Origin of the sequence: Mesorhizobium australicum WSM2073, from assembly GCF_000230995.2 — a bacterium.
In the GTDB taxonomy this organism is placed as follows: Bacteria; Pseudomonadota; Alphaproteobacteria; order Rhizobiales; family Rhizobiaceae; genus Mesorhizobium; species Mesorhizobium australicum.
The window spans coordinates 166,642-190,448 of the sequence record NC_019973.1 but is presented as its reverse complement, the minus strand read 5'-3'; the positions used below and the strand labels follow the sequence as shown (position 1 = coordinate 190,448).

The following is a 23,807-nucleotide window of genomic DNA, read 5'->3' as shown; positions in this document are numbered from 1 at the left end:
AACATACGAAGGCAAGCAACGGCCCGCGCTTGTGCTCGCGGGCCGCACCGCCTATCTCGGAGGCGTCCTGCCTTGTGGCTGTGTCCGCTGACCTGGGGGTGAAGCACGGTGATTTTCGACGCTGCCCGCACCGCGGCCCTTGAGCTGCTCTCGCCTCCGTTTCGCGCCGTGTTCATCAAGACGCTCGGCCTGACCCTGCTGGCGTTGGTCGCCCTGTGGTTCGGCTTGACCAGCCTTGTCGAATGGCTTGCCCTGCCGTGGCTGCAAACATTGTTGCCCGGCATGCCGTCCTGGGCCGGCTGGTTGGGCGGCATCGTCGCGGGCATCGCGCTGGCGTTCGGCATGGCGCTTCTGATCGCACCGGTCACGGCGGTGATCGCCGGCCTGTTCCTCGACGATGTCGCCGAAGTGGTCGAGCGCACCGATTATCCCGGCGACCCGGCCGGACGCGCCATGCCGGTATTGCGCTCGCTGGTGCTGGCGATAAAATTCTTCGGCGTCGTCATCCTGGGCAACGTCGTGGCGCTGATGCTCCTGCTGGTGCCGGGCATCAACATCGCCGCCTTTTTCATCGTCAACGGCTACCTGCTCGGACGCGAATTCTTCGAATTCGCCGCCATGCGCTTTCGCGGGGAAGAAGAGGCCCGGGCCCTGCGCAGGCAGTATGCCGGCACGGTGTTTCTCTCCGGGCTGGTTGTCGCGGCCTTCCTCGCCGTGCCGCTGCTCAACCTGCTGACGCCGCTCTTCGCCGCCGCCATGATGGTGCATCTGCACAAGGCGATCTCGGCACGGGAAGTCGCACGCGCGTCGCGGCGCTAGATCTCTTCAGCGTAGTAGAAATCCCCGCCCCAACTCGTCGTCCGGCTCGACAATGAATTCGGCTCGTCCGGAATAATAGGCACGGCCGCCGACGCGGGCGACGATCGCTTCATGCGGGCCGGCCTGCGCTGTTCGCGCCACCGCCCCGGAAAAGCGGGAGCCGACGATGCTCTCGAACGTTCGCGTCTGCCCGACGGCGATCTCGCCCTTGGCATACATGGCCGCCAGCCGGGCGGTGACGCCGGAACCGGTCGGCGAGCGGTCGACCTCCGCCTCGGCGAAGACACAGACATTCCTGGTGGCCTCTCCGGAAAAGGCGTCCTTTCCATCCGTCAGGATGGTGCCATAGAGGAAGGCGAGGTCATCATGATCGGGATGCGACAGCGGAAACTTGGCCTTCAGCGGGTTCGTCAGCGCGGTTGCCGCGTCGACGAAATCGCGCAGGCGGTCGTGGCCGAACTCCAGCCCGAATTGATGACAGTCGGCCAGCGCGTAAAAGGCGCCGCCATAGGCGATGTCGAAACCGATCTTGCCATAGCCTGTCAGCTCGATCTGTCGATCGCCGGCGAACAGGAACGCCGGCACGCTCTCGAACGACACCGCGCCGGCCTTGCCATCGCTGACCGCGACCGAGGCGACGACCAGGCCGCACGGCGCCTCGATGTTCACGGTGGTGAACGGCTCCTGCTTCGCCACCAGCCCCTGATCGACGGCGTAGCGGCCGAGCGCGACGATGGCGTGGCCGCACATGGTCGAATAGCCCTCATTGTGCATGAACAGCACCGCGAGGTCGGCGCCGGGCAAATCGGGCTCGACCAGCAAAGCGCCATACATGTCATAGTGGCCGCGCGGCTCGAAGATCAGCAACTTGCGCAAATGGTCGAGATGGTCCCGCACATAGGCGCGCTTCTCAAGAATGGTGCCCTTGGGGATAGCGGGATAACCGCCCGTGACGATCCGTAGCGGCTCGCCACCCGTATGCATGTCGACAACGGTAAGGTTCATGCGGCCGAACCCATCCTAGCCCTGGGATTTGCCGAACAGCGCCTGCAGCTTGCCGAACGGCATGGCGGCGCGGGTGAAGCCGAACGTGCCGTCCTGCTGGATCTCGCGCGCCGCCGTCTCCAGCATGCCGTAGGCGAAATTGGTCAGCCATGGCCCAAGCGAAATCCGCTTGGCACCGGCCATGGCGAGGTCGGCGATGGTGAAGCCGGGCCTCGCCATGACATTGACCGGCTTGCCGACCGCAGAGCACAAGGTCCGCACCATCTCGACATCGCCGATACCAGGTGCATAGAGCACGTCGGCGCCGGCTTTTTCGAACGCCTGCAGCCGCTTGATCGTGTCGTCGAGGTCCGACTTGCCCCAGAGGAAATTCTCGGCCCGCGCCGTGAAGACAAAGTCGCGCTTCAGCGCCCGCGCCGCCTCCACCGCTGCGGCGACGCGCTCCACCGCGTGCGAAAACTCGTAGATGGGCTTTTCAGGATCGCCGGTGTGATCCTCGATCGAGCAGCCGGCAAGCCCGGCCGCTTCCGCCGCGAAAATGGTTTCGGCGGCCTGCTCGGCGCTGTCCCCCTTGCCCTTCTCGAGATCGGCCGAGACCGGCAGGTCGGTCGCGCCCGTCACCTCGCGGCAATGATGGATCATCTGGTCGAAGGTCACGGCCCCATCCGGCAGGCCGCGCGAAAAGGCAAAGCCGGCGCTGGTGGTGGCCAGTGCCTTGAAGCCGAAGGATCCGAGCAGCTTCGTCGTGCCCGGATCCCAGGGATTGGGCATGACGAAGGTCGAGGCATGCAGGTCGCGAAAAATCTTGCCCTTGTCCATGAATGCTCCCCCATAACGAGTATTGGGGCGGATGCTACCGCGCTGTTTGCTGCCGGGCAAACGAATGCGGTTGGTTCAGAAGCGTTTCTCGTTCTCTGCTGCCAATTTCTCGAAAGCGTCGATGTGGCGCATCTCGACAGGCACGGAGGTGGCATCCTTGTGACGGGCAGCGCGCTGCCGAGGTCAGGGAAGCTGACGGCTTGTGCAGAGGCCGCCATCCCCAAAGCCGCAGCAGCACCCCAGGTGAGGATGAAGCGAAGCAGGTACGTTGGCATGGCGGCGCCCCATTGTCGGGCGCGCGGAAGGTAGCACAGCGCTTCGTGGCGTCCAGTGCAGCGGATCAGTGGATCGGCACCAGCCCGGCGAGCTCGCGCATGTCGTCGAACAGGATGCCGCCGGCCTGGATCAAGCCATCGCGGTCCGAATAGGGGTCGCCATGATAGGAGAACACGCGCATGCCGGCGGCGATGCCGGCCTGCGTGCCGGCGACGCTGTCCTCGATGACGATGCAGTCGGCGGGCGGGAAGCCCATCGTTTTGGCCGCATGCAGGAACAGGTCGGGGAACGGCTTGCCGCGCGACACCATCGTGGCGCTGAACATGGCATGTTCGAACAGCGGCAACAGACCGGTCTGGCCAAGCGTTATGTGCATCTTGGAGATCCTGGCCGAGGTGGCGACGCAATAAGCGATGCCGGCCGCGCGGACCGCCTCGATGAACTCCCGGACATGAGGGATCGCCTCGACACCGTGAGCGAACAGATCCGGCAGGCCGGCATTCCAGCGCTCGACGAAATCGGCGCCGAGCCTGACGCTGGTCGTCTCTTCGATCTCCTTCTGCACCGAGACCATGCTGCGGCCGGAGAAGTTCTTGCGGCAATATTCGAAGGTCGTTGGAAAACCGGCGTCGCTCAGCCATTCGGCCAGGCGCCGGTTGGCGAGGTTCTCGGTATCGACCAGGATCCCGTCGCAGTCGAAGATGACGAGCTTTGGCAGGGGGCGTGTTTCAATCATGTTGGATCAGTCTGCCCGGCAAAACGGTTCACTGTGCCGAAACACAGCCAGGCATCAGGCGGTGCCGGTCGATCCGAATCCGCCCGAGCCACGCGCCGTGCCGCCGGCCAGCGAACGCTCTTCAACCGCCACCTGCGTCACCGCGGCGAAAACGATCTGGGCAATGCGCATCCCGCGCGTCACCGCGAAATCCTCGTCGCCGAGATTGACCAGCAGCACCTTCACCTCGCCGCGATAATCGCTGTCGACCGTGCCCGGTGAATTGAGGACGGTAAGGCCGTGTTTGAAGGCAAGGCCCGAGCGGGGCCGCACCTGGCCTTCCATGCCGTCGGGAATTTCCAGGATCAGCCCCGTCGCTACCAAGGCGCGCTTGCCCGGCAGGATCAGAAGCGGCCGGTCTTCAGGCACCGCCGCGCGCAAATCCATGCCGGCGGCGCCGGCGCTTTCATAGGCGGGAAGCGGAAGTCCCTCGCCATGCGGCAACCTGACGAAGCCGACGGTGAGACCGATGACGGAAGGTGTTTGAAGGGCTGCGCGCATAAAATCGATCCTATCGGCGCGAATGTCGATTCGGTCAACTCGACCGCGGCGCTATCAACGGCTTTCTTTCAGGCATTACTGTGGCCTAGCGGAGTTCCATAGGAACCACCGTCGTCTCCTTGATCTCCTCCATGACGAAGGAGGCGGAGACATCGGATAAAGCCACCTTGGCGATGAGCCGCTGGTAGAGCCGGTCATAGGCTTTCACGTCGGCGACGCGGGCGCGCAGCACATAGTCGAGATCACCGGACATCCGGTAGACCCCGATGATCTCGGAAAGACCGGTCACCGCCGCCCGGAATTTCTGCAGCCAGTCGGGGTCGTGATTGGATGTGCGGATCAGGATGAACACCGAAAGGCCCAGCCCGAGCTTCTCGGCATCGACCAGCGCCACGCGGCCGGTGATGACGCCATCTTCCTCCAGCCGCTTGACGCGACGCCAGCAGGCATTGCGCGACAAGGCCACCCGCTCCGACAGCTGGTCGACCGACAGCGTGCCGTCACGTTGCAATTCGGCGAGCAGTTTTCGATCAATTTGGTCGATGTCAAAGCTCATATTGGGATATTTGTCCCATGGAATAGCAAAATACAAGGATATTTTGGGACCAATGAACCGGTGAGGCGTGTCAGGATACTCATATCGAAACGAAAAGCGCTGAAGGGGAAACAGCATGTCGGTCGCAAGGATCTTCACCTCTCATCCGGCCAAGGTCGGCGAAACCTATTTCAGCCATATGGCCTTCGCCGCCTGGTTTTCCTCGCGCCTGCTGATGGCGGCGGGAGCAGCTTTTGTTCACGCTTTCTTGCCATTTCTCTTCGAGACTACCGCCAGCCGAATCATTCGCGAGCTCTACGAGCGGACGCACAACAGAGGCACGCACGCGATCAACGAGCCCGCTGCTCTTCCGGATCGCGCCTAAAGGAAGACAGAAGCGATGTGCCGGTGGGCGGCCTATCTCGGTGAAGCGGTCTTTCTCGAAGACATCCTCACGGCGCCCTGTCACTCGCTGATCGCCCAGAGCCATTGCGCCCAGGAAGCGAAGTCGCCCACCAATGGCGACGGCTTCGGCCTTGCCTGGTATGGCGAGAGGCCAGAACCCGGCCTCTACCGCGATATCCTGCCGGCCTGGTCCGATCCCAATCTGAAAAGCTTGTGCCGGCAGATCAAGTCCAGCCTGTTCCTCGCCCATGTCAGGGCCTCGACCGGCAGCGCCACCAGCCGCATGAACTGCCATCCGTTCATCTCAGAACGCTGGTCGTTCATGCATAACGGCCAGATCGGCGGTTTCGAAAAAATCCGCCGCGCGCTGGAGAACTCGCTGTCCGACGCCGTTTTCGACCAGCGCGAAGGCACCACCGATTCCGAACTCTTTTTTCTGCTCATGATCGACGAGGGCCTTTCGGCCGACCCGCAAGGCGCCGTCTCGCGCGCCACCCGCCGGGTGCTGGAAGCCTCGCGTCGTGCCGGTTTCGAGCCGGCGCTGAAACTGACCGCCGCCTTCTCCGACGGACAGGCATTGTATGCGGTGCGCTATGCCACCGATGCCCTGGCTCCGACGCTTTACACGTCCATTTTCCGCAAAGGGGCCGGCCGCTGCATCGTCTCCGAGCCCTTCGATCGCGAGGGCGGCGACTGGCAGGCGATTCCGCCATCGAGCTTCGTCACCATGACCAGGGATGGCATCGACATACATCCATTCGCTCCGGTCGCGGCAAAACTGGCGCTGGTTGGATAGGCTTTCGCCGCATTGAGTAACGTCGCGGGACAGCGCCCCCCTCTGTCCTGCCGGACATCTCCCCGACAAGGGGGGAGATCGGATGCCTCAATGGCTTTCGCCAATCCCCAGCGTTGCAGGACAGAGCGAAGCGCCGAAAACTGCCAATCTCCCCACCCGTGGGGGAGATGTCCGGCAGGACAAAGGGGGCGCCGTAGAGTGACGACCTCAATCATGGCGTGCAGCGTGATGATCGGCTTGCAATTGGTCGGCAAACGCTGGTCGGAGGCGCGGCTGCTCGGCATCGCCAGGGCGATGATGCCCTTGACCAGCGGCTTTCGCCGTCCGCCCGGCTATTGAGCGAAGCGATCCAATCCATAGGGCGCCAGCAGCGTGTCGCGCTTGCCATCAAGAATTTCGCGCGTGGCGAACAGACCGATGGCCGGCGCCAGAGTGATGCCGGAATGCATGACCGCGATATAGACACCCTCCTTGCCTTTGGCGCGGCCGATGATCGGAAAGCCGTCGATCGGTGTCGGCCGGTAGCCAACGGTGTGGAAATCCAGCTCCAGCCCGTCGCTGTCGCGCAGCATGGCCTTCATGGCCGCGAACAATTCACGCGCCGTGGCTTCGGCGTCCATGCCGGGATCGGCGCCGCCGAAATCCGAGCCGGCGATGATTCGACCCTCGGCGGTCTGACGCATGTGCAGGCGCTCGGCCAGCACCAGCCCGTTGAGCAGTTTCTTGTAAGGCCGCGAGTGGACGATCAACCCGGGCGGTGTCTCGATCGGCAGGTTGATGCCAGCGGTCGCGGCAATGTCTGGCGAACCCACGCCGGCCGCGATCACCACCTCGTCGGCGGCAAACAGTCCATGCGATGTGTCCACGCCGGTGACCTTGCCGACGCTTTGGACAAGCGCCGTCACCGTGCTGAAGAGGATTCGCGCGCCGCGCCGTTCGGCATCGGCCAGCAGTGCCTTGGTGGCCGCGACAGGCTCGGCGACACCCTCTTCTGCGACATGCAGGGCGAAATCGGGAAGCTCGGTGAGATTGGGTTCGATGAGCGCCACCTCGCCGCGGTCGACGCGCTCGATTCCGTAGCCCCACTCAGAATGCTCCGCTGCATAGGTCTCCATGTCGGCCGCCGGCAGATCCCAGCACAGGCCGCCGCACCAATTGAGCGGCAGGCCGGGCAGGTCCCGCGCTAGGCGAGCCCACTCAGCCATGGCGCGGGTGCGCAGCCGGAAATACGACTCCGGGTTACCCCAGCTTGCGTTGATCCAGGCAAACGAGTTAGGGGTCGCCACGCCGCCGCGTTCGCTTTCGGCAATGACTGTCACCTGCGCGCCCGCAATGGTCAGATGCCAGGCGATGGAAGCGCCGATGATGCCGGCGCCGATGACGATCACTTGTTTCGCCTCGGTCATGGTCGCTCCTTTGCCTGGTGATTGGAGGACGGTTCATCCCAGTGCCATTCCGGCGGCCCGTTGCCAACATTGGCAGCGCAAAATTATGCATCTTGACATCATCGCTTCTTCGACCATGTGCGCTATCTCGATGCCTTCCCCGACGCGCTCGGCATCCAGGACATGGTGCTGGTCGCCCAGGATTGGGGCACGGCCCTTGCCTTTCATCTCGCGGCGCGGCAGTGCCATGCCGGATGGCTTCCGGGGTCGTTCAGGCAGGCCGCTTGAACGAGCCAGCCTGAAGCAAGCCCCGCAACCGGCGGTGTTCACGCCGCCGGACCGGTCGACAGCCCGGCGCTGCGCTGCTAGAAGCCCGGCCTGTCACACGGAAATCCCAAGAGAATGCCCGAAACTATCCCAGAGGAAGTGGCGCGCCGCCGCACTTTCGCGATCATCGCCCACCCCGACGCCGGCAAGACGACGCTGACCGAAAAGCTGCTTTTGTTCGGCGGCGCCATCCAGCTTGCCGGCGAGGTGAAGGCCAAGAAGGACCGTATCCAGACCCGGTCCGACTGGATGAAGATCGAGCGCGAGCGCGGCATTTCGGTCGTCACCTCGGTGATGACCTTCGAATATGAGGACAACGTCTTCAACCTGCTCGACACGCCGGGCCACGAGGATTTCGCCGACGATACCTATCGCACGCTGTCGGCGGTCGACTCGGCCGTCATGGTCATCGACGCCGCCAAGGGCATCGAGCCGCGCACGCTGAAATTGTTCGAGGTCTGCCGGCTGCGCGACATCCCGATCATCATCTTCGTCAACAAGATGGACCGTGAAAGCCGCGATCCGTTCGAGATTTTGGACGAGATCGAGCAGAAGCTGGCGCTGGACACAGCGCCCATCACCTGGCCGATCGGCCGTGGCAAGACCTTCTCCGGTACCTATCACCTGGCGCTGAACGCCGTGCGCAAGGGCGATGACGAGAAGGAACGCACCCCCGTCAACGGTCCCGATTCCAACCGCGTTGCCGGCCTTCTGCCGGAAAACGAGCGCGAGGCCTTCATCGAGGAACTCGAGCTCGCGCGAGAAGCCTGCCGTCCGCTCGACATCGAGGCCTTTCGCGAGGGCCATCTGACGCCGGTCTATTTCGGCTCGGCGCTGCGCAATTATGGCGTGCGCGACCTGATCGAGGCGCTTGGCGCCTTTGGCCCGCCGCCGCGCGCGCAGGAGGCCGATACCCGCACTATCGAGGCGACGGAGGAGAAAATGACTTCCTTCGTCTTCAAGATCCAGGCCAACATGGATCCCAATCACCGCGACCGCATCGCGTTCGTGCGCGTCTGCTCGGGCAAGCTCGAGCGCGGCATGAAGGCCAAGCTGGTGCGCACCGGCAAGCCGATGTCACTCTCGGCGCCGCAATTCTTCTTTGCCCGCACCCGCGTCACCGCCGACGAGGCGTTTGCCGGCGATGTCGTCGGCATTCCGAACCACGGCACGCTGCGCATCGGCGACACGTTGACCGAAGGCGAGGAAATCCTGTTTCGCGGCGTGCCCAACTTCGCCCCGGAAATCCTGCGTCGCGTCCGTCTCGGCGACGCGATGAAGGCGAAAAAGCTCAAGGAAGCGCTGCACCAGATGGCAGAGGAGGGCGTCGTCCAGCTGTTCTCGCCGGAAGACGGCTCGCCGGCCATCGTCGGTGTCGTCGGCGCCCTCCAGCTCGATGTGCTCAAAGAGCGGCTGAACTTCGAATATACGCTGCCGGTCGAATTCGAGATGTCGCGCTTTTCCATCTGCCGCTGGATATCGGCCGACGACAAGGGCGAGGTGCTTCGCTTCATCGAGGCGCATCGCGGCGACATCGCCCGCGACCTCGACAACGACCCGGTCTTCCTCGCCCAGCATGCCTTCTCGCTGAACTACGAAGCCGAACGCTGGAAGGCGATCCGCTTCGCCACGATCAAGGATTATCAGGTGCGAGACAAGGCGGCGTGATTCTAGTGAGTAGTGAGTAGTGAGTAGTGAGTAGTGAGTAGGTACGCCTCGTTCTCCCATCGCACTACTCACTAGCAACTACTCACTACTCTACTCTTATGATCACCCCTTGGCCGCCGCTTCGATCTCAGCGATATCGATCTTGCTCATCTGCATCATTGCCGACATCACCCGGCCGGCCTTGGCCCTGTCCGGATCCAGAAGCAGGCGCGGCAGCTGCTCCGGCACGACCTGCCAAGACACACCGAATTTGTCCTTCAGCCAGCTGCATTGCGAAGGTTCGCCGCCACCTTCGATAAGCTTCTCCCAGAAGTAATCGACCTCTTCCTGCGTCTTGCAGTCGATCGACTGTGACATCGCCTCGTTAAACTTGAATTGCGGTCCGCCATTGAGCGCCTGGAACGGCACGCCGTCGAGCTCGAACGTGGTCATCAGCACTTTGCCCGCATCGGCGTGACCCTCGGGCCAACGCAGAACGCTCGTAACCTTCGAATTCTTGAAGATGGAGACGTAGAAATTCATCGCCTCTTCTGCCCGGCCGTCGAACCACAGGCAGGTGGTGATCTTTTGCATGTCGTGCTCCTAGGTTGCTTCCTGCTGCTACAATGAAACGGCTGACTCCGAGAATGGTGCCATTTCTTGCCGTCTGCCCAAGGACGGCCCTGATACGCCCGACCCGACATAGACATCGAATTTTTCTGAGACGCTCGTTTTTTCAGGAGAACCTGGCGCATTGCAAAAATGTGGCCAGACCATACTTGGCGGTCTATAAACCCTGCGATCAAAATTCAGCGCCGCCACGCTCCGCATCGAGCGCAGCCAGACAGCCAAGGAAAATTCATGCCCGCCTATCGCTCCCGCACCACCACCCATGGCCGCAACATGGCCGGCGCCCGCGGCCTGTGGCGCGCTACTGGCATGAAGGACAGCGATTTCGGCAAGCCGATCATTGCGGTGGTCAACTCCTTCACCCAGTTCGTGCCGGGCCATGTCCATCTGAAGGACCTAGGCCAGCTCGTCGCGCGCGAGATCGAGAAGGCCGGCGGTGTCGCCAAGGAATTCAACACCATCGCCGTCGACGACGGCATCGCCATGGGCCATGACGGCATGCTCTATTCGCTGCCGTCGCGCGAGCTGATCGCCGATTCCGTTGAATACATGGTCAATGCGCACTGTGCCGACGCCATGGTCTGCATTTCCAATTGCGACAAGATCACGCCCGGCATGCTGATGGCCTCATTGCGCCTCAACATCCCGACCGTCTTCGTCTCCGGCGGCCCGATGGAAGCCGGCAAGGTTGTGCTGGCCGGCAAGACGCAGGCGCTCGACCTCGTCGATGCCATGGTTGCGGCCGCCGACGACAAGATCTCCGACGAGGACGTCAAGGTCATCGAGCGCTCGGCCTGCCCGACCTGCGGTTCCTGTTCGGGCATGTTCACCGCCAATTCCATGAACTGCCTGACCGAGGCGCTGGGCCTGTCGCTGCCCGGGAACGGCTCGACGCTGGCCACGCATGCGGACCGCAAGCGCCTGTTCGTCGAGGCCGGCCATCTCATCGTCGATCTCGCCCAGCGCTATTACGAGCAGGATGACGAGAGTGCATTGCCGCGCAGCATTGCCTCGAAGGGCGCCTTCGAGAATGCCATGACGCTCGATATCGCCATGGGCGGCTCCACCAACACCGTGCTGCACATTTTGGCCGCCGCGCACGAGGGCGAGGTCGATTTCACCATGGAAGACATCGACCGGCTGTCGCGGCGGGTGCCGGTCCTGTGCAAGGTGGCGCCGGCCAAGTCCGACGTCCACATGGAAGACGTCCACCGCGCTGGCGGCATCATGGCCATCCTTGGCCAGCTCGACAATGCCGGGTTGCTCAACCGCGACCTGCCGACCGTGCATACGGCGAGCCTCCGCGAAGCGCTCGACCATTGGGATATTTCGCGCACCTCGAGCCAGAATGTGCGCGACTTCTTTCTCGCCGCGCCCGGCGGCGTGCCCACGCAGGTCGCCTTCAGCCAGGACCGTCGCTGGGACGAGCTCGACATGAACCGCGAGACAGGCGTCATCCGCTCGGCCAATACGCCTTTCTCGAAAGACGGCGGCCTTGCCGTCCTGAAAGGCAATCTGGCGCTCGACGGCTGTATCGTGAAGACAGCCGGCGTCGACGAATCGATCCTGAAATTCACCGGACCGGCTCGCGTCTTCGAAAGCCAGGATGCTTCGGTCAAGGCGATCCTTGCCAATGAGATCAAGGCTGGCGACGTCGTCGTCATCCGCTATGAGGGTCCGCGCGGCGGCCCCGGGATGCAGGAGATGCTCTATCCCACCAGTTATCTGAAGTCGAAAGGCCTCGGCAAGGCCTGCGCGCTGGTCACCGATGGGCGCTTCTCCGGCGGCACCTCGGGCCTGTCCATCGGTCATGCTTCGCCGGAAGCGGCGGAAGGCGGGCTGATCGGACTGGTGCAGGAGGGCGATACGATCGAGATCGATATCCCGAACCGCACCATTCGCCTTGCCGTCGATGACGCGGAACTCGATGCGCGCCGGGCGGCGATGGAGGCCAGGGGCGCGGACGCCTGGAAGCCGCAGGAAAAGCGCAAGCGCAAGGTGACGACGGCGCTGCGCGCCTACGCCGCCTTCGCCACCAGCGCCGACAAGGGGGCGGTGAGGCACGTGCCGGAGTAAAGTTCGAATCTCGTCAGACAGGCGCTGCGGCACAAACTCCGCAGGACTACCTGTCCTCGACTTGCGCCGCTCCACATTAAGGCATCAGCTGATATTCATACAGCTTCTGGTAAAGCCCGCCTTGCCCGAGCAGCATCTTGTGCGGCCCGCTTTCCACCACCTTGCCGGCTTCCAGCACCACGATCGTGTCGGCCTGGTGCACGGTCGAGAGGCGGTGTGCGATGACGATTGTGGTGCGCCCTTCCGTCAGCTGTTGCAGCGCGTCGCGGAACAGCGCTTCCGACTCGGCGTCGAGCGCACTGGTTGCCTCGTCCAGCAGCAGGATTTCGGCATTGCGCAGCATGGCGCGCGCGATCGAGATGCGCTGGCGCTGGCCGCCCGACAAAAGGCCGCCATTCTCACCGACATCCGTCTCGTAGCCTTTCGCCTGCGCGACGATGAAGTCATGGGCGTTGGCAGCCCTGGCTGCGGCGATCACCTCGTCGTCGGTCGCGTCCTCGCGCCCAAGCCGGATGTTGTGCATGATCGTGCCGGCAAACAGGAACGTATCCTGGCTGACATAGGCGATCTTTTCCCGCAGTGAGGCGAGCGTGGCATGGGAAATGTCCTGGCCATCAAGCAGCACCCTGCCGCTCTTCGGGTCATACATGCGCATGATCAGGTTCAGGATCGTCGACTTGCCGCCGCCGGAGGGGCCGACCAGCGCCGTCATCTTGCCGGGCGCCAGGGTCAGGTCGAACCGGTCCAGCACCGGCGGACCATTCTGGTAGGCGAAGCCGACGGCGTCGAATCGGATCTCGCCCGGTCCGGCCCGAAGCGGCTTTGCGTCCGGCTTCTCGGTTAGTGTCAGCGGCTGGTCGGCGAGCTCGAACATCATGCGCACGCCGACAATGCCGCTTTCCAGCGATATGCGCACCCGCGCCAGGCGCTTTGCCGGCTCATAGGCAAGCAGCAGCGCGGCGATGAAGGCCATGATGTTGCCAGGCATCTGGCCGCCCTGCAGGACCAGCAAGCCGCTGACCATGACCGCGCCGGCGATCGCCAGGCCGGCCAGCGTTTCCATCACCGGATTGGTCACCGCTTCCAGCGCGGCGATGTTGTTGGCCCGATCCTCGACGTCCGCCACCGCCCTGTACATGCGTTTGCGCATCAGGCCTTCGAGGTTGAAGGATTTGACCACGCGCACGCCGATCGCGGTTTCCTGCATCACCTGCACGATCTGGCCGACCGAGCGGAACTCCATGGCGGCGAACTTGCGCACGCGCTTCAGGATGCGGTTGACGCCATAGATGGCCAACGGACCGACGACGAAGCAGATCAGCGACAGCGCCGGCTGCTGCCAGACCATGACCCCAATCAGGGCAGCCAGCGTCACCAGATCGCGCACGTAGGAAGTGACGATGAGGTCGAGCACGTTGCGCGCCGCCTGGGCATTGTTGGTCATGCGGGTGATCAGGTCGGACGACGAGGTCGAATGGTAGAATTCGATGCCTTGCGCCAGGATGCGGTCATAGATCTTGCGCTGCCGTTCGGCGATGATGGCGTTGCCGACGCGGCTCATGAAGTAGGCCTGGACGAAATTGGCGATGCCCTTGACGATGAAGATCCCGGCGACCGCCACGGCGATCATATTGACGCGGTCGACCCGTTTATCGATGACGAATTCATTGGTGATTTCACGCAGGATCCAGGCACTGGCGGCCGTCATGCCGGCCACCACGAGCATCGACAGGATGGCGGCGGCGTAGCCGGCCCTGTGTTGCCGGAACGATTCCCGGAGCAGCCTTGCGACGAGGCGCTGGTTCTCCGTCGAGCGGAAGAAGCGAAACAACGGCTGATCCTTGATGCCGGGATGACGAAGGCGGCTTATAGAGGGAGATGCCGCCGGAGGGAACCTTTCGCCGCCATGGAAAGAAACCGCTGCGGCGGGGTGTCTTTTGAGACACGATGCGGCAGTGATTCTTCAAGCAGGATGATGGCAGATGGATTTCGATCTTATTGTGCGCGGCGGCACGCTTCCGGATGGCGGCATCGCCGACATCGGCATCAGCGGCGAGACGATCGCCGCGATCGAGCCGAAGCTCGACGGTTCCGCGCGGACCGAGGTCGACGCCCATGGCAATCTGGTGGCACCGCCCTTCGTCGATCCGCATTTCCACATGGACGCGACGCTCTCCTACGGCCTTCCGCGTATCAACGCGTCGGGCACGCTGCTCGAAGGCATAGCGCTATGGGGCGAACTGAAGCCGCTCCTGACGCACGAGGCCGTGCGTGACCGGGCGCTCGCCTATTGTGATTGGGCGGTGTCGATGGGGCTGCTCGCCATCCGAACCCATGTCGACGTCTGCGACGACCGGCTGCTGGCCGTCGAGGCGCTGCTGGAGGTCAAGAAAATCGTCGCACCTTATATCGATCTGCAATTGGTGGCCTTCCCGCAGGACGGCTTCTATCGCTCGCCGACGGCACGAAAAAACACCATTCGCGCGCTGGACATTGGCGTCGACATCGTCGGCGGCATTCCGCATTTCGAGCGCACCATGGCCGACGGCACACGCTCGGTTACCGAACTGTGTGAGATCGCGGCAAAACGCGGGCTCATGGTCGACCTGCATTGCGACGAGACCGACGACCCGCTGTCGCGCCACATCGAACAGCTCGCCTATGAAGCGCAGCGCCTCGGCCTGCAGGGCAGGGTGGCCGGTTCGCACCTCACCTCGATGCATTCGATGGACAATTACTACGTCTCAAAGCTTCTGCCGCTGATCGCCGAAGCCGGCGTTTCCGCGATCCCCAATCCGCTGATCAACATCATGCTGCAGGGCCGCCACGACACATTCCCGAAGCGGCGTGGCATGACGCGGGTCAAGGAGATGCTGGCGCTGGGCATCCGTGTCGGCTGGGGTCAGGATTGCGTGCTCGATCCCTGGTATTCGCTGGGCACCGCCGACATGCTCGACGTCGCCTTCATGGGCCTGCATGTCGCCCAGATGTCGAGCCCCGCCGACATGGCGCGCTGCTTCGACATGGTCACCAACGTCAATGCCGCGATCATGGGCCTCGACCATCTCGGCCTCGGCGTCGGCAAGCGCGCCAGCCTGGTGATCCTCGATGCCGGCAATCCGATCGAGGCTCTGCGCCTGCGCGCCGAGCGCATCTGCGTCATTGCCAGGGGCAAGGTGGTGGCGGAGCGGACGAGGCAGGATACCAGGCTTTCGATCTCCGGCAGGCCGTCGCAGGTGAATCGCAGGCACATATCCACCTAGATGCAGCCGATTCCCGAAGCTGGTCTTACCTATTTCCCGATTTCTCCTCGTCAAAGCCGGCGCTTCCGTCTACGACGCGGCTCGGGCGAGGGAGGAATCGGGGCAGGCATGACGCAACCCGTGGCGCGGAATTCCACAATCAAGAATGTCCTCCTGGCCGGCATCCTGCTGATGCTGGCCGGCGACTTCCTGTTTGCGCTCAATGATGCGATGGGCAAGTGGCTGGTGGCCAGTTTCTCCGTCGGCCAGGTTGTGCTCATCCGCTCGATCGGCGCTTTCTTCGTGCTGGGTCCGATGATCGCCAACCAGGGCGCCGGCAGACTGTTCCAGCTGGAGCGGCCAGGGTTGCAGATCCTGCGCGTGGTGGCGACGACACTGGACACCGCCTTGTTCTACGCCGCCGTCGTCTACCTGCCGCTTGCCGATGTGATGAGCTTCTACATGGCCGGGCCGATCTATGTGGCGGCGCTGTCACATTTCCTGCTTGGCGAAAAGGTCGGCTGGCGCCGCTGGGTGGCGATCCTGCTCGGCTTCTGCGGTGTGGTCATCATGCTGAAACCGTCCTCTGCCGCGTTTTCGCTGTCATCGAGTTTCGCGCTTGTCGGCAGCCTTGCCTTCGCCTTCGCCATCATCCTCAACCGACGCCTGCGCGGCACCAGCGACACCAATCTGGTGACATGGCAGACGATCGGCACGCTGGCGGTTGGCGGCGCCCTCACCATCGGGGCCTGGAAGACGCCGTCTGCGCTTGATTTCGGCGCCATGCTGCTGCTCGGCATCGTTTCCTGCGGGGCGCATCTGATGATCACCAGGGCGCTGAAACTGGCGCCGGCCTCGACGCTGGCGCCGCTGCACTACACGCTGCTCTTGTGGGCAGTGGTGTTCGGGCTGGTGTTCTTCGGCGACGTTCCCGGTCCGCGCATCCTGATCGGCTCGAGCATCATCGTCGTGGCCGGCATGTTCATCTTCCACCGCCAGAAGGTGGTCGACACCACGGTGCCGCCGGAGAACGTGCCGAAAGGCGTGAACTAAGGCTGGATTTCTGGTGCCTAGCCCTTGCGTACCGCCGCCAGGTGCCGCGAAAACTCCTCTGTCTCCATCAGCGCCTTGCAGCGGGCGAAGCGGCCGTCGGCATAGGCGCGGAAATCGTCGACGGGATTTTCGTTGGCAAGCTGGATCAGCCCCCACAGCGTCCAGAGCAGATCGCACATCGCCTTGTAGATGACGATGCGGCCGCGCTCCGCCGGCCTCGCCTCGCCGCCGAAATAGGCGCGCATCAGCTCCTCGTCCTGGGCGGCGTCGAACTTGCCTTCCACGCTGAGGTCGCCGAGGTCCCAGAGCGGGTCGTTCATCCCCGAATATTCCCAGTCGACGATCCACATCCGCTCGCCCGTGTCGAGGAAATTCTCGCACAGCGGGTCGCAATGGCAGGCGACGAGAGGCAAGGGGCGGACGGCCAAGGCCGAGCGTACGCTCTCGGCCTCGCGCACCACGTCATGATAGCCGGCGGGCAGGGCGACATCCCTGGTCGACAGCACCTTGAGATAGTCGTCGATCATCCAAAACAGTTCGAAGCGGAAGGGGAACACCGCGCCGGACGCGTGCAGCTTGCGGAAGGCCTCGGCCGCTCGGGCCGGGCTGCCCTGCCGCTCCCTGAACTTCTCCGGCGACATCGTCTCCGCACCGGCAATGTAGCGCGTCACCATCAGGCCGCTGGCGGCGTCGGCATGCAGCACTTCAGGACTTACCCCCGCGATTGCCGCCTCACGCGCGGCAATCGCCTCGTTGGCGCGGTTGATGTATTCCTCGGTGCCTTTGCCTGGAATACGCAGGCAGTAATCGCCGGCCTTGAAGACGAGGTTGGTCAAGCCGCCGAGCCGTTCCAGCGGCCCAGTATAGCCGGCCAGTACCGGAATGACGGCAAGTTTTGCCCGCGCCTCGTCTGTCCCCATGCCTGCGTCCCCACGCGTTATTTCTCGGCTGCACGGTTCCACAATTTTCGCCGTTTGGCTATCATCGCGGCGAGACGAGGGATGGTGGACAGTGGCGGACAGCAAACATCAAGGCGCGCTCGGCGAGGTCTACGCGGCCAAGCGCCCGGAAGAGGTGGCCGCACTGTACGACCGCTGGTCGCAAACCTACGACGCCGACATGTCGGCAGCCGGCTACCGCCACCCGACCATCTGCCTTGCTTTGCTCGCCCGCCATCTGCCGCGCGGGGCAGCCCCGCTGCTCGACGCCGGGGCCGGTACCGGGCTGATCGGCGAGTGGCTCGATATTGCCGGCTATCCCCAGGTCGAGGCGCTGGATATCTCGCAAGGCATGCTGGATCAAGCCGCGCGCAAGGGCGTCTATTCGGCGCTGCATTGTCTGGCGCTCGGCGGCGCCTTGCCATTTGCCGACAGCACTTATGCCGGCATCATCTCGGCCGGCGTCTTTACCTCCGGCCATGTCGGCGCCGAGGGACTGGACGAACTGATCCGCATCTGCCGGCCGGGTGGGGTGATCGTGCTGACGATCAAGAACACGTTGTGGGATCACGGTTTTGCCGCGCGCATCGCCGAACTCGAGGCACAAGGCCTGGTCACGCGGGTCGAGGAAACACGACCATATGTCTCAATGCCAGGCGAGGCCGATACCGTCCCCAGCCGTGGCCTCGCTTTGCGCGTGAGTTAAGCCTTCACGCGCTCCATTGCCGGGTCGTATAGCGGCTCAAGATGGATTTGAGCCGGCGTCCGCTCCATCGCCACCACAAGTTCATAGCTGCCCGAGGCGAGAAGATCATCGCTTGCTCCGTCAGCGTTGCGCACATAACCGTAGCCGATGTTCTTTCCCACCGTGTAGCCGTAGCCGCCGCTGGTGAGATAGCCGACCGGTTGGCCATCGCGCAGGATGGTCTCGCGTCCGACGAGCACGATCTCCGGATCGTCGACCGTGAAGCCGGCAAAGCGCTTCTTCAGCGAGGCGCCGCCAATCTTCTCGAGTGCGCGCCGTCCGACGAAGTCGGTGTTCTTGCGCAGCTTGACCGCCCAGCCGAGCCCAGCTTCCAGCGGTGTGTCGTTGGGCGTGATGTCGAAGCCCCAGGCGCGATAGCCCTTTTCCAGCCGCAGCGATTCCAGCGCGCGGTAGCCGACCGGCCGGATCTCGTGCTTCCCGCCGGCCGCCATCAGCGCGTCGAAGACTTCGCCGGTAGCGGCGATCGGCACATGCAGTTCCCAGCCCAGTTCGCCGACATAGGTGACGCGCAGCGCCCGGACTGTGTGACCGGCTATTGTGATCTCGCGCACATGGCCGAACGGGAAGCCGGCATTCGACACATCCGCATCGGTGACCGCTGAAAGCACGTCGCGGGCGCGCGGTCCCATCAGCGACAGCGTGCCGAAATCCTCGGTGACATCGGCGAGCTGTGCATCGAGGCCGTGGCCAATATGGTCGCTGATCCACGAGGCATCATGGGTGCGGAAACCCGTGCCAGTGACGATGTAGAATTTTTCCTCGGCCAGCCGCGACACGGTCAGGTCGGCCTCGATGCCGCCGCGCGAGTTGAGGAGTTGCGTGTAGGTCAGCCGGCCGACCGGCTTGCCGACATCGTTGGCGCAGATCCAGTCCAAGGCTCTCGCCGCGTCGGGCCCGCTCAGCTCGTACTTGGCGAAGGACGACTGGTCGAAGATACCGACATGCTCGCGCACGTGCCGATGTTCGTCGCCGACGGCGGCGAACCAGTTCTGCCGGCCCATCGAATAGATGTCCTTCGGCTCGACGCCCTCCGGCGCGAACCAGTTCGGCCGTTCCCAGCCGAGCTTGGAGCCGAACACGGCGCGATGTGCTTTCAGTCTGTCGTAGAGCGGGGAGACGATGCGCGGCCGGCCGCTGGTGTGTTCCTCGTGCGGGAAGCCGATCGCGTAATGCTTGCCATAGGCTTCCAGCGTACGTTCGCTCACCCATTGCCGGTCGCGGTGCAGGTTGGAAAAACGCCTGATGTCGACCACCCAAAGGTCGAGTGGCGCCTCGCCGTCGACCACCCATTGCGCCAGCACCCAGCCGGCCCCGCCGCCCGAGGCGATGCCGAAGGCGTTGAAGCCAGCGCCGACGAACATGTTGGGGCATTCGGGCGCCACACCGAGGATGAAATTGCCGTCCGGCGTGAAGCTTTCCGATCCGTTGATCATCTGCTTGACACCGACCGTCTCCAGCGCCGGCACCCGCGCGATCGCCTGCGCCATGTGCTGCTCGAAATGATCGTAGTCGTCGTCGAACAGCCGGAACTCCCAATCATTGGGCACGTCGCCCCCGGGAAGATTGGTCGTCCAGGCTTGCGGGTTCGGCTCATAGCCGCCCATCACCAGCCCGCCGACCTCCTCCTTGAAATAGGTGCGCCGATCGGGGTCGCGCAGCGTCGGCGCGTCGGTTCCCAGCCCCGCGATTTTCTCGGTGATGATATACTGGTGCTTGACCGGCTGCAGCGGCACGTTGATGCCGGCCATCGCGCCGACCTGCCGCGCCCATTGCCCGGCGCAGTTCACGACCTTGTCGCAAGCGATGTCGCCTTGATTGGTCTTCACCGCCGTGATGCGGTCGCCCTTCATCTCGAAACCCGTGACGCGCACGTCCTCGTAGAGATTGGCGCCGTGCATGCGCGCGCCCTTGGCCAGCGACTGCGTGATGTCGGAAGGGCTCGCCTGGCCGTCGGTCGGCAGCCAGGAGGCGCCGACGAGATCGCCGGTCTCCATCAAGGGCCACATCGCCTTGACCTCCGCCGGAGACAGCAGCTGCATGTCCATGCCGAAGCTTTTCGCCGTGGTCGCCAGCCGTTTGTATTCGGTCCAGCGGTCGGCATTGGTGGCGAGCCTGAGGCACCCCGTCATCTTCCAGCCGGTGGCAAGACCGGTTTCGGCTTCCAGCCCCTTGTAGAGGTCGACCGAGTATTTCAGTACTCGCGTGATCGAGGCCGACGAGCGCAATTGGCCGACCAGGCCGGCTGCATGCCAGGTCGAGCCCGAGGTCAGCTTGCCCTGTTCGAGCAGCACCACGTCGGCCTTGTGGTCACGCGCCAGATGATAGGCCGTCGAACAGCCGATGATGCCGCCGCCGATGACGACGATCTCGGCCTGGCTAGGCAAGGTCATGATTTCAGGATCCCGTATTTTATCCGGTAGTTTTCCAGCGCCGCGTCGAGCCGCGCCAGGTTTTCCTCGGTGTAGGCGACGTAATCGATCCCGGGGGCGTCGAGATAGAGCTCCGACACCATGCTCCACATCGCCTCGCGCAGCAGCGAGGCACATTGCATGGCGGCGTGCGAGCGGCGGATCGCCTCGTCCGGTTCCTTCATGAAATAGGCGGTCAGGAAGGCGAAGGATTCCTCATCGCTCATGCCCGCGTTCGAGGCGACGCCGGCAAGGTCGAACATCGCCGTATTGAAGCCGGCATATTCGAAATCGATCAGCCAAAGCCTGCCGCCGTCGTCCAGAATGTTGGCCGGCAAAAGATCATTGTGGCCAAAGACGATCGGCAGCAATTTCTGGGCGCGCTCCAGTTCGTCGGCCAACACCAGAAAGCGCGGCAGGTCACCGCGCTTGCGGCTGTTGCCCTCGTCCAGCGTGCGTGCATAGTCGCGGATGACGTGGAACACCCAGAACATGAAGCCGGCGCCGGAGATATGGTTGGGCATCTCGCGGTGAAAGCCGCGCATCAGCGTCGCGACGCGGCCGAGATTGGCGCGCACGTCCTCGGCCAGATAGGTTCTGGCGCCAAGAAACGCCGTCACCATGATCCCCGGTTCGGCGTAACGGACCGCCGGTGCGAAGCCCGCCGCGTGAGCCGCCCGCGCGGTCATCACCTCCCGTTCGCGGAAGACATGGTGGAACGGATAATCCTGGCCGAAACGCACCACATGTTTGCCGGCCGCATCGGTGACCACATAATTGGCGTTGCTCAGGCCGCCGGGCAGCGGCGCGATCTCGATGGCGCCCGTCCAGCACGGCAGGGCGTGGATGCGGTCTTCGGCAATCACGGGATCATCCCTGGTTGGCAGGCCTGGTTTGCTGGGCTTCGGTATGGCGCCATGGGCCGCGCAACGGCGGCGTGGTGAAACGCAAACAATCTCGTCGGTGCGGGATGCCAGGATCGGTATCCCGCACCGCACCGACGAGCCCCTTGGCCAGGTTTATGAGCCCGGCATCCGCCCCCGCGGATCTGAAAATTCCTTGCGCCAGACACGTTACAGGCTGCCTGGGGTCAGTGAATTGCGGCTCTGCCAATTACCATCCCGCTGCAGTTCCGAACCCGTTGAAGATGGATTTCACGCCGGGGTTGCTCTTCTGTCAATGAAAAGATGTGACTTTTTTTGGGTGTTTTGCCCGAAAGCATGGGCAGCTCCTTTAAAAGCGCTAAGAATGCCTTAGAAACGGTCATTTGGGACGCCCATATGAACCACTCGAAACGGCATGGCGAGATCCTGCGGCTGCTGCAGGAAGAGGGAACCGTCACTATCGCCAGCCTGGCCGACCGGTTGGGCGTTTCGCTCGAGACCGTGCGCCGCGACGTCAAGCCGCTCACCGGCGACGGCTCGGTTCTGAAGATGCATGGCGCCATCGGCCTGCCGTCGATGGTCGGCGAAGCGCCGTTCGAACGGCGCATGCGCGAGCATGCCGACGCCAAGCGAAGCATTGCCCGCGCGGTCGCGGCCACTATCCGCGACGGCGAATCGATCATGCTCGACACCGGCACCACGACCTCGTTCCTGGCGCGCGAACTGCTCGGCCACCGGCGCCTGACGGTCGTCACCAACTCGTCCGACATCGCCCGCACCCTGGCCACCATCAACGGCAACAAGGTCTATATGGCCGGCGGCGAGCTGCGCAGCGATTCAGGCGCCGCGTTCGGGACGTCGGCCATCGAGTTCGTCAGCCGCTTCTCGGTCAGCCACGCCATCATCTCCACCGGCGCCGTGGATGCGGTGACGGGTGTCATGGACTTTGATCTGGACGAGGCGGAATTCGCCCGCATGGTGCTGTCGCGGGGCCAGCGCTCGCTGGTCGTCACTGACCACACGAAGTTCGGCCGCCATGGCCTGGTCCAGGTCTGCGGCTTCGACGGCTTTTCCGAACTCGCCACCGACCGCGCGCCGCCGCACGACATTGCCGCGGCACTGGCGCAAGCCGGGGCGCGCCTCAGCGTGGCCGGCGGAATTTAGCCGAAGACCAGCGACTGGTGGGCGCACACGCCCGCGAAGGTGCCGCCCGACACGGCGAAGGCGATGTTGTGCATCGCACGTGCCGCGTCACCGGCGGCATAGACGCCGGGAACCGTCGTTTGCTGCCGGTCATCGACTGATATCATCGGGCCGAGCAGGCCGTCCTTGAGGCCGCAGCCGAGTTGTTCGGCCAGCGGGCTCGCCATCGTGTTGCGTGGCGCGGTGAATATCGCCTTGACGCCAGCCTGCCGGCCATCGACGAGATGGACAACCAAGCCGCCGGAGCCATCATCGCTCAGTTCGTTGACCGTCGCGGGCTCGAACCTTACATTCCTGCTCTCAAGCGCATGCATCTCGTCGGCATCGGGCTTGATCAGTCCGTTGCCGAACAGCGTGATGTCGCCCCAATCGGAAATCAGTTGCGCCTGATGCATGGACATCGGGCCGGTCGCGAGCACGCCGAGCGGCCCGGTGGAAACCTCGTAGCCGTGGCAATAGGGGCAATGCAGCACGGTTCTGCCCCATTGCTCGGCAAGCCCGGGAACCTCCGGCAGGATGTCGCGCACGCCGGTTGCCAGCACCAGTCGTGCGGCGCCGAATGTCTCGCCGCCATCGGTGGTGATTTCGAAATCGCTGCTGCTGTTGGCAATGGCTTTGTCCGCCCGTGCGGTCGCAAGCCTGGCCGTCGGGTAGGCAAGCAATTGCCGCCTTGCATCGTCCAGGATCGCTCCAGGCGTGCGTCCGTCCTGGCCGAGAAAGCCGTGCGAATGCGCGGCAAAGCGGTTGCGCGGCTGGCCGGCGTCGATCACCAGCACGGTGCGCCGCGCCCGCGCCGCCTGCATGGCGGCGGACAGGCCGGCGAAGCTGCCGCCGATAACGGCAAGATCATACTGCATGGCTGGAAACTCCAACGAGGTCGAAACGACGGTGAAAATCGGCTGTCAGGTCGGCCAGCGTGATGCGGCTGAGCTTCTCCGCCAGCAGCTTCTCGGCCGCGATGCGAAAATCGTCGAGCACGGCGATCACCGCTTGCTCGACGAGACAGCCCGGGCTTTCCGGTTCGGTGCTGAACGGCAGCAGCGTCTCGCCAAGGGCAAGGCTGATCTCGGCCAGTGAAATGTTCTCGGGCGCGCGCCCGAGCAGCCAGCCGCCGCCATGTCCGCGTGACGAGGTGACGATGCCCGCGTCGCGCAAGCCTGCGATGGTCCGGCGCACCACCACCGGATTGGTATGGATGAAGGTGGCAAGCTGCTCGGAGGTCAGCGCCTGCTCGGGCTCCTCGGCCATGTGAACGAGGATGTGCAGAGTGGAGGACAGTCGGCTATTGCGTTTCATGCAACTTAGTTAGTTACGATT

The 23,807-nt window shown here is 63.8% G+C and carries 23 protein-coding genes and 1 pseudogene; 11 read left to right on the top strand and 13 right to left on the bottom strand.

What is annotated here, in order from left to right:
• Positions 1 to 108: 108 nt before the first annotated feature.
• Positions 109 to 819: a sulfate transporter family protein gene (locus MESAU_RS00880; RefSeq protein ID WP_015314160.1), complete on the top strand. Its 711-nt coding sequence runs from the start codon at positions 109 to 111 to the stop codon at positions 817 to 819.
• Between the two features lie 6 nt (positions 820 to 825).
• On the opposite strand, the gene MESAU_RS00875 is transcribed toward MESAU_RS00880, so the two are convergent.
• From MESAU_RS00875 to MESAU_RS00855, 5 genes are all read right to left on the bottom strand, one after another.
• Positions 826 to 1,824, bottom strand: a complete 999-nt coding sequence (locus MESAU_RS00875; protein WP_015314159.1) for a proline racemase family protein — start codon at positions 1,822 to 1,824, stop codon at positions 826 to 828.
• Positions 1,825 to 1,839: 15 nt separating this feature from the next.
• Positions 1,840 to 2,643, bottom strand: a complete 804-nt coding sequence (locus tag MESAU_RS00870) for an isocitrate lyase/PEP mutase family protein (RefSeq protein ID WP_015314158.1) — start codon at positions 2,641 to 2,643, stop codon at positions 1,840 to 1,842.
• A 340-nt stretch (positions 2,644 to 2,983) separates the two neighbouring features.
• On the bottom strand, positions 2,984 to 3,655 hold the full coding sequence (locus tag MESAU_RS00865; protein ID WP_015314157.1) for an HAD family hydrolase: 672 nt from the start codon (positions 3,653 to 3,655) through the stop codon (positions 2,984 to 2,986).
• A gap of 54 nt (positions 3,656 to 3,709) precedes the next feature.
• The gene (gene dut / locus MESAU_RS00860) at positions 3,710 to 4,195 is read right to left on the bottom strand and encodes a dUTP diphosphatase (RefSeq protein WP_015314156.1); all 486 of its coding nucleotides are present in this window, start codon (positions 4,193 to 4,195) and stop codon (positions 3,710 to 3,712) included.
• Between the two features lie 85 nt (positions 4,196 to 4,280).
• A complete protein-coding gene (locus MESAU_RS00855) occupies positions 4,281 to 4,751 on the bottom strand; it encodes an Lrp/AsnC family transcriptional regulator (RefSeq protein WP_015314155.1) in 471 nt (156 codons plus the stop codon).
• Positions 4,752 to 4,866: 115 nt separating this feature from the next.
• Between MESAU_RS00855 and MESAU_RS00850 the strand changes: the two genes are divergently transcribed.
• The 3 genes from MESAU_RS00850 (at position 4,867) to MESAU_RS30875 (ending at position 6,270) form a co-directional block, all read left to right on the top strand.
• Entirely contained in the window at positions 4,867 to 5,115 is a 249-nt protein-coding gene (locus tag MESAU_RS00850; protein WP_015314154.1) for a DUF6356 family protein, read from the top strand.
• Positions 5,116 to 5,130: 15 nt separating this feature from the next.
• A complete protein-coding gene (locus MESAU_RS00845; RefSeq protein ID WP_015314153.1) occupies positions 5,131 to 5,931 on the top strand; it encodes a class II glutamine amidotransferase in 801 nt (266 codons plus the stop codon).
• A gap of 198 nt (positions 5,932 to 6,129) precedes the next feature.
• On the top strand, positions 6,130 to 6,270 hold the full coding sequence (locus MESAU_RS30875; RefSeq protein WP_157163613.1) for a hypothetical protein: 141 nt from the start codon (positions 6,130 to 6,132) through the stop codon (positions 6,268 to 6,270).
• Here the strand turns inward: MESAU_RS30875 and MESAU_RS00840 are convergent.
• Positions 6,264 to 7,337 (bottom strand): NAD(P)/FAD-dependent oxidoreductase, encoded by a 1,074-nt coding sequence (locus MESAU_RS00840; RefSeq protein ID WP_015314152.1) that lies wholly within the window; start codon positions 7,335 to 7,337, stop codon positions 6,264 to 6,266. The genes MESAU_RS30875 and MESAU_RS00840 overlap by 7 nt on opposite strands.
• A 99-nt stretch (positions 7,338 to 7,436) precedes the next feature.
• Between MESAU_RS00840 and MESAU_RS30995 the strand changes: the two are divergent.
• Positions 7,437 to 7,559 (top strand): annotated as a pseudogene (locus tag MESAU_RS30995) (alpha/beta fold hydrolase); the annotation flags it as partial.
• A 159-nt stretch (positions 7,560 to 7,718) separates the two neighbouring features.
• A complete protein-coding gene (locus tag MESAU_RS00835; protein ID WP_015314151.1) occupies positions 7,719 to 9,311 on the top strand; it encodes a peptide chain release factor 3 in 1,593 nt (530 codons plus the stop codon).
• Between the two features lie 102 nt (positions 9,312 to 9,413).
• On the opposite strand, the gene MESAU_RS00830 is transcribed toward MESAU_RS00835, so the two are convergent.
• On the bottom strand, positions 9,414 to 9,884 hold the full coding sequence (locus MESAU_RS00830) for a VOC family protein (RefSeq protein WP_015314150.1): 471 nt from the start codon (positions 9,882 to 9,884) through the stop codon (positions 9,414 to 9,416).
• Positions 9,885 to 10,151: 267 nt separating this feature from the next.
• Here MESAU_RS00830 and ilvD point away from each other — a divergent pair, with 267 nt between their 5' ends.
• On the top strand, positions 10,152 to 11,996 hold the full coding sequence (gene ilvD, locus MESAU_RS00825) for a dihydroxy-acid dehydratase (protein WP_015314149.1): 1,845 nt from the start codon (positions 10,152 to 10,154) through the stop codon (positions 11,994 to 11,996).
• Between the two features lie 76 nt (positions 11,997 to 12,072).
• Here the strand turns inward: ilvD and MESAU_RS00820 are convergent, their stop codons facing one another.
• Positions 12,073 to 13,827 carry an ABC transporter ATP-binding protein gene (locus tag MESAU_RS00820; protein ID WP_015314148.1) on the bottom strand — a complete coding sequence of 585 codons (1,755 nt, stop codon included), beginning with the start codon at positions 13,825 to 13,827 and terminating at the stop codon, positions 12,073 to 12,075.
• Between the two features lie 151 nt (positions 13,828 to 13,978).
• Between MESAU_RS00820 and MESAU_RS00815 the strand changes: the two genes are divergently transcribed.
• Together MESAU_RS00815 and MESAU_RS00810 are read left to right on the top strand one after the other, a co-directional pair.
• On the top strand, positions 13,979 to 15,259 hold the full coding sequence (locus MESAU_RS00815) for an amidohydrolase family protein (RefSeq protein ID WP_015314147.1): 1,281 nt from the start codon (positions 13,979 to 13,981) through the stop codon (positions 15,257 to 15,259).
• 108 nt (positions 15,260 to 15,367) lie between these two features.
• Positions 15,368 to 16,291, top strand: a complete 924-nt coding sequence (locus tag MESAU_RS00810) for a DMT family transporter (RefSeq protein ID WP_015314146.1) — start codon at positions 15,368 to 15,370, stop codon at positions 16,289 to 16,291.
• Between the two features lie 17 nt (positions 16,292 to 16,308).
• Here MESAU_RS00810 and MESAU_RS00805 read toward each other — a convergent pair whose 3' ends face one another.
• Positions 16,309 to 17,211, bottom strand: coding sequence for an LPS biosynthesis choline kinase (locus tag MESAU_RS00805; RefSeq protein ID WP_015314145.1), 903 nt, complete (start codon positions 17,209 to 17,211; stop codon positions 16,309 to 16,311).
• A gap of 91 nt (positions 17,212 to 17,302) precedes the next feature.
• On the opposite strand from MESAU_RS00805, the gene MESAU_RS00800 reads away from it, so the two are divergent.
• Positions 17,303 to 17,935: a class I SAM-dependent DNA methyltransferase gene (locus MESAU_RS00800; protein WP_015314144.1), complete on the top strand. Its 633-nt coding sequence runs from the start codon at positions 17,303 to 17,305 to the stop codon at positions 17,933 to 17,935.
• Here MESAU_RS00800 and MESAU_RS00795 read toward each other — a convergent pair.
• Positions 17,932 to 20,385 (bottom strand): GcvT family protein, encoded by a 2,454-nt coding sequence (locus tag MESAU_RS00795; protein ID WP_015314143.1) that lies wholly within the window; start codon positions 20,383 to 20,385, stop codon positions 17,932 to 17,934. The genes MESAU_RS00800 and MESAU_RS00795 overlap by 4 nt on opposite strands.
• Positions 20,382 to 21,269, bottom strand: a complete 888-nt coding sequence (locus MESAU_RS00790; protein WP_015314142.1) for a phosphotransferase family protein — start codon at positions 21,267 to 21,269, stop codon at positions 20,382 to 20,384. Before MESAU_RS00790 ends, MESAU_RS00795 begins: the two co-directional genes overlap by 4 nt.
• Positions 21,270 to 21,683: 414 nt before the next feature.
• On the opposite strand from MESAU_RS00790, the gene MESAU_RS00785 reads away from it, so the two are divergent.
• Entirely contained in the window at positions 21,684 to 22,451 is a 768-nt protein-coding gene (locus tag MESAU_RS00785) for a DeoR/GlpR family DNA-binding transcription regulator (protein ID WP_015314141.1), read from the top strand.
• Here MESAU_RS00785 and MESAU_RS00780 read toward each other — a convergent pair.
• The gene (locus MESAU_RS00780; protein ID WP_015314140.1) at positions 22,448 to 23,347 is read right to left on the bottom strand and encodes an NAD(P)/FAD-dependent oxidoreductase; all 900 of its coding nucleotides are present in this window, start codon (positions 23,345 to 23,347) and stop codon (positions 22,448 to 22,450) included. The two genes, MESAU_RS00785 and MESAU_RS00780, sit on opposite strands and share 4 nt — an antisense overlap.
• Positions 23,337 to 23,786, bottom strand: a complete 450-nt coding sequence (locus tag MESAU_RS00775) for an RrF2 family transcriptional regulator (RefSeq protein WP_015314139.1) — start codon at positions 23,784 to 23,786, stop codon at positions 23,337 to 23,339. The genes MESAU_RS00780 and MESAU_RS00775 overlap by 11 nt, the downstream gene beginning before the upstream one ends.
• Between the last annotated feature and the right edge of the window lie 21 nt (positions 23,787 to 23,807).

Coding starts and splice junctions, on each gene's coding strand:
- MESAU_RS00835 (WP_015314151.1), top strand. CDS start 7,719: ATGCCCGAAACTATCCCAGAGGAAGTGGCGCGCCGCCGCACTTTCGCG.
- MESAU_RS00780 (WP_015314140.1), bottom strand. CDS start 23,347: ATGCAGTATGATCTTGCCGTTATCGGCGGCAGCTTCGCCGGCCTGTCC.
- MESAU_RS00810 (WP_015314146.1), top strand. CDS start 15,368: ATGACGCAACCCGTGGCGCGGAATTCCACAATCAAGAATGTCCTCCTG.
- MESAU_RS00815 (WP_015314147.1), top strand. CDS start 13,979: ATGGATTTCGATCTTATTGTGCGCGGCGGCACGCTTCCGGATGGCGGC.
- dut (WP_015314156.1), bottom strand. CDS start 4,195: ATGCGCGCAGCCCTTCAAACACCTTCCGTCATCGGTCTCACCGTCGGC.
- MESAU_RS00845 (WP_015314153.1), top strand. CDS start 5,131: ATGTGCCGGTGGGCGGCCTATCTCGGTGAAGCGGTCTTTCTCGAAGAC.
- MESAU_RS00775 (WP_015314139.1), bottom strand. CDS start 23,786: ATGAAACGCAATAGCCGACTGTCCTCCACTCTGCACATCCTCGTTCAC.
- MESAU_RS00805 (WP_015314145.1), bottom strand. CDS start 17,211: ATGGGGACAGACGAGGCGCGGGCAAAACTTGCCGTCATTCCGGTACTG.
- MESAU_RS00785 (WP_015314141.1), top strand. CDS start 21,684: ATGAACCACTCGAAACGGCATGGCGAGATCCTGCGGCTGCTGCAGGAA.
- ilvD (WP_015314149.1), top strand. CDS start 10,152: ATGCCCGCCTATCGCTCCCGCACCACCACCCATGGCCGCAACATGGCC.
- MESAU_RS00870 (WP_015314158.1), bottom strand. CDS start 2,643: ATGGACAAGGGCAAGATTTTTCGCGACCTGCATGCCTCGACCTTCGTC.
- MESAU_RS00840 (WP_015314152.1), bottom strand. CDS start 7,337: ATGACCGAGGCGAAACAAGTGATCGTCATCGGCGCCGGCATCATCGGC.
- MESAU_RS00855 (WP_015314155.1), bottom strand. CDS start 4,751: ATGAGCTTTGACATCGACCAAATTGATCGAAAACTGCTCGCCGAATTG.
- MESAU_RS00795 (WP_015314143.1), bottom strand. CDS start 20,385: ATGACCTTGCCTAGCCAGGCCGAGATCGTCGTCATCGGCGGCGGCATC.
- MESAU_RS00830 (WP_015314150.1), bottom strand. CDS start 9,884: ATGCAAAAGATCACCACCTGCCTGTGGTTCGACGGCCGGGCAGAAGAG.
- MESAU_RS00865 (WP_015314157.1), bottom strand. CDS start 3,655: ATGATTGAAACACGCCCCCTGCCAAAGCTCGTCATCTTCGACTGCGAC.
- MESAU_RS00875 (WP_015314159.1), bottom strand. CDS start 1,824: ATGAACCTTACCGTTGTCGACATGCATACGGGTGGCGAGCCGCTACGG.
- MESAU_RS00850 (WP_015314154.1), top strand. CDS start 4,867: ATGTCGGTCGCAAGGATCTTCACCTCTCATCCGGCCAAGGTCGGCGAA.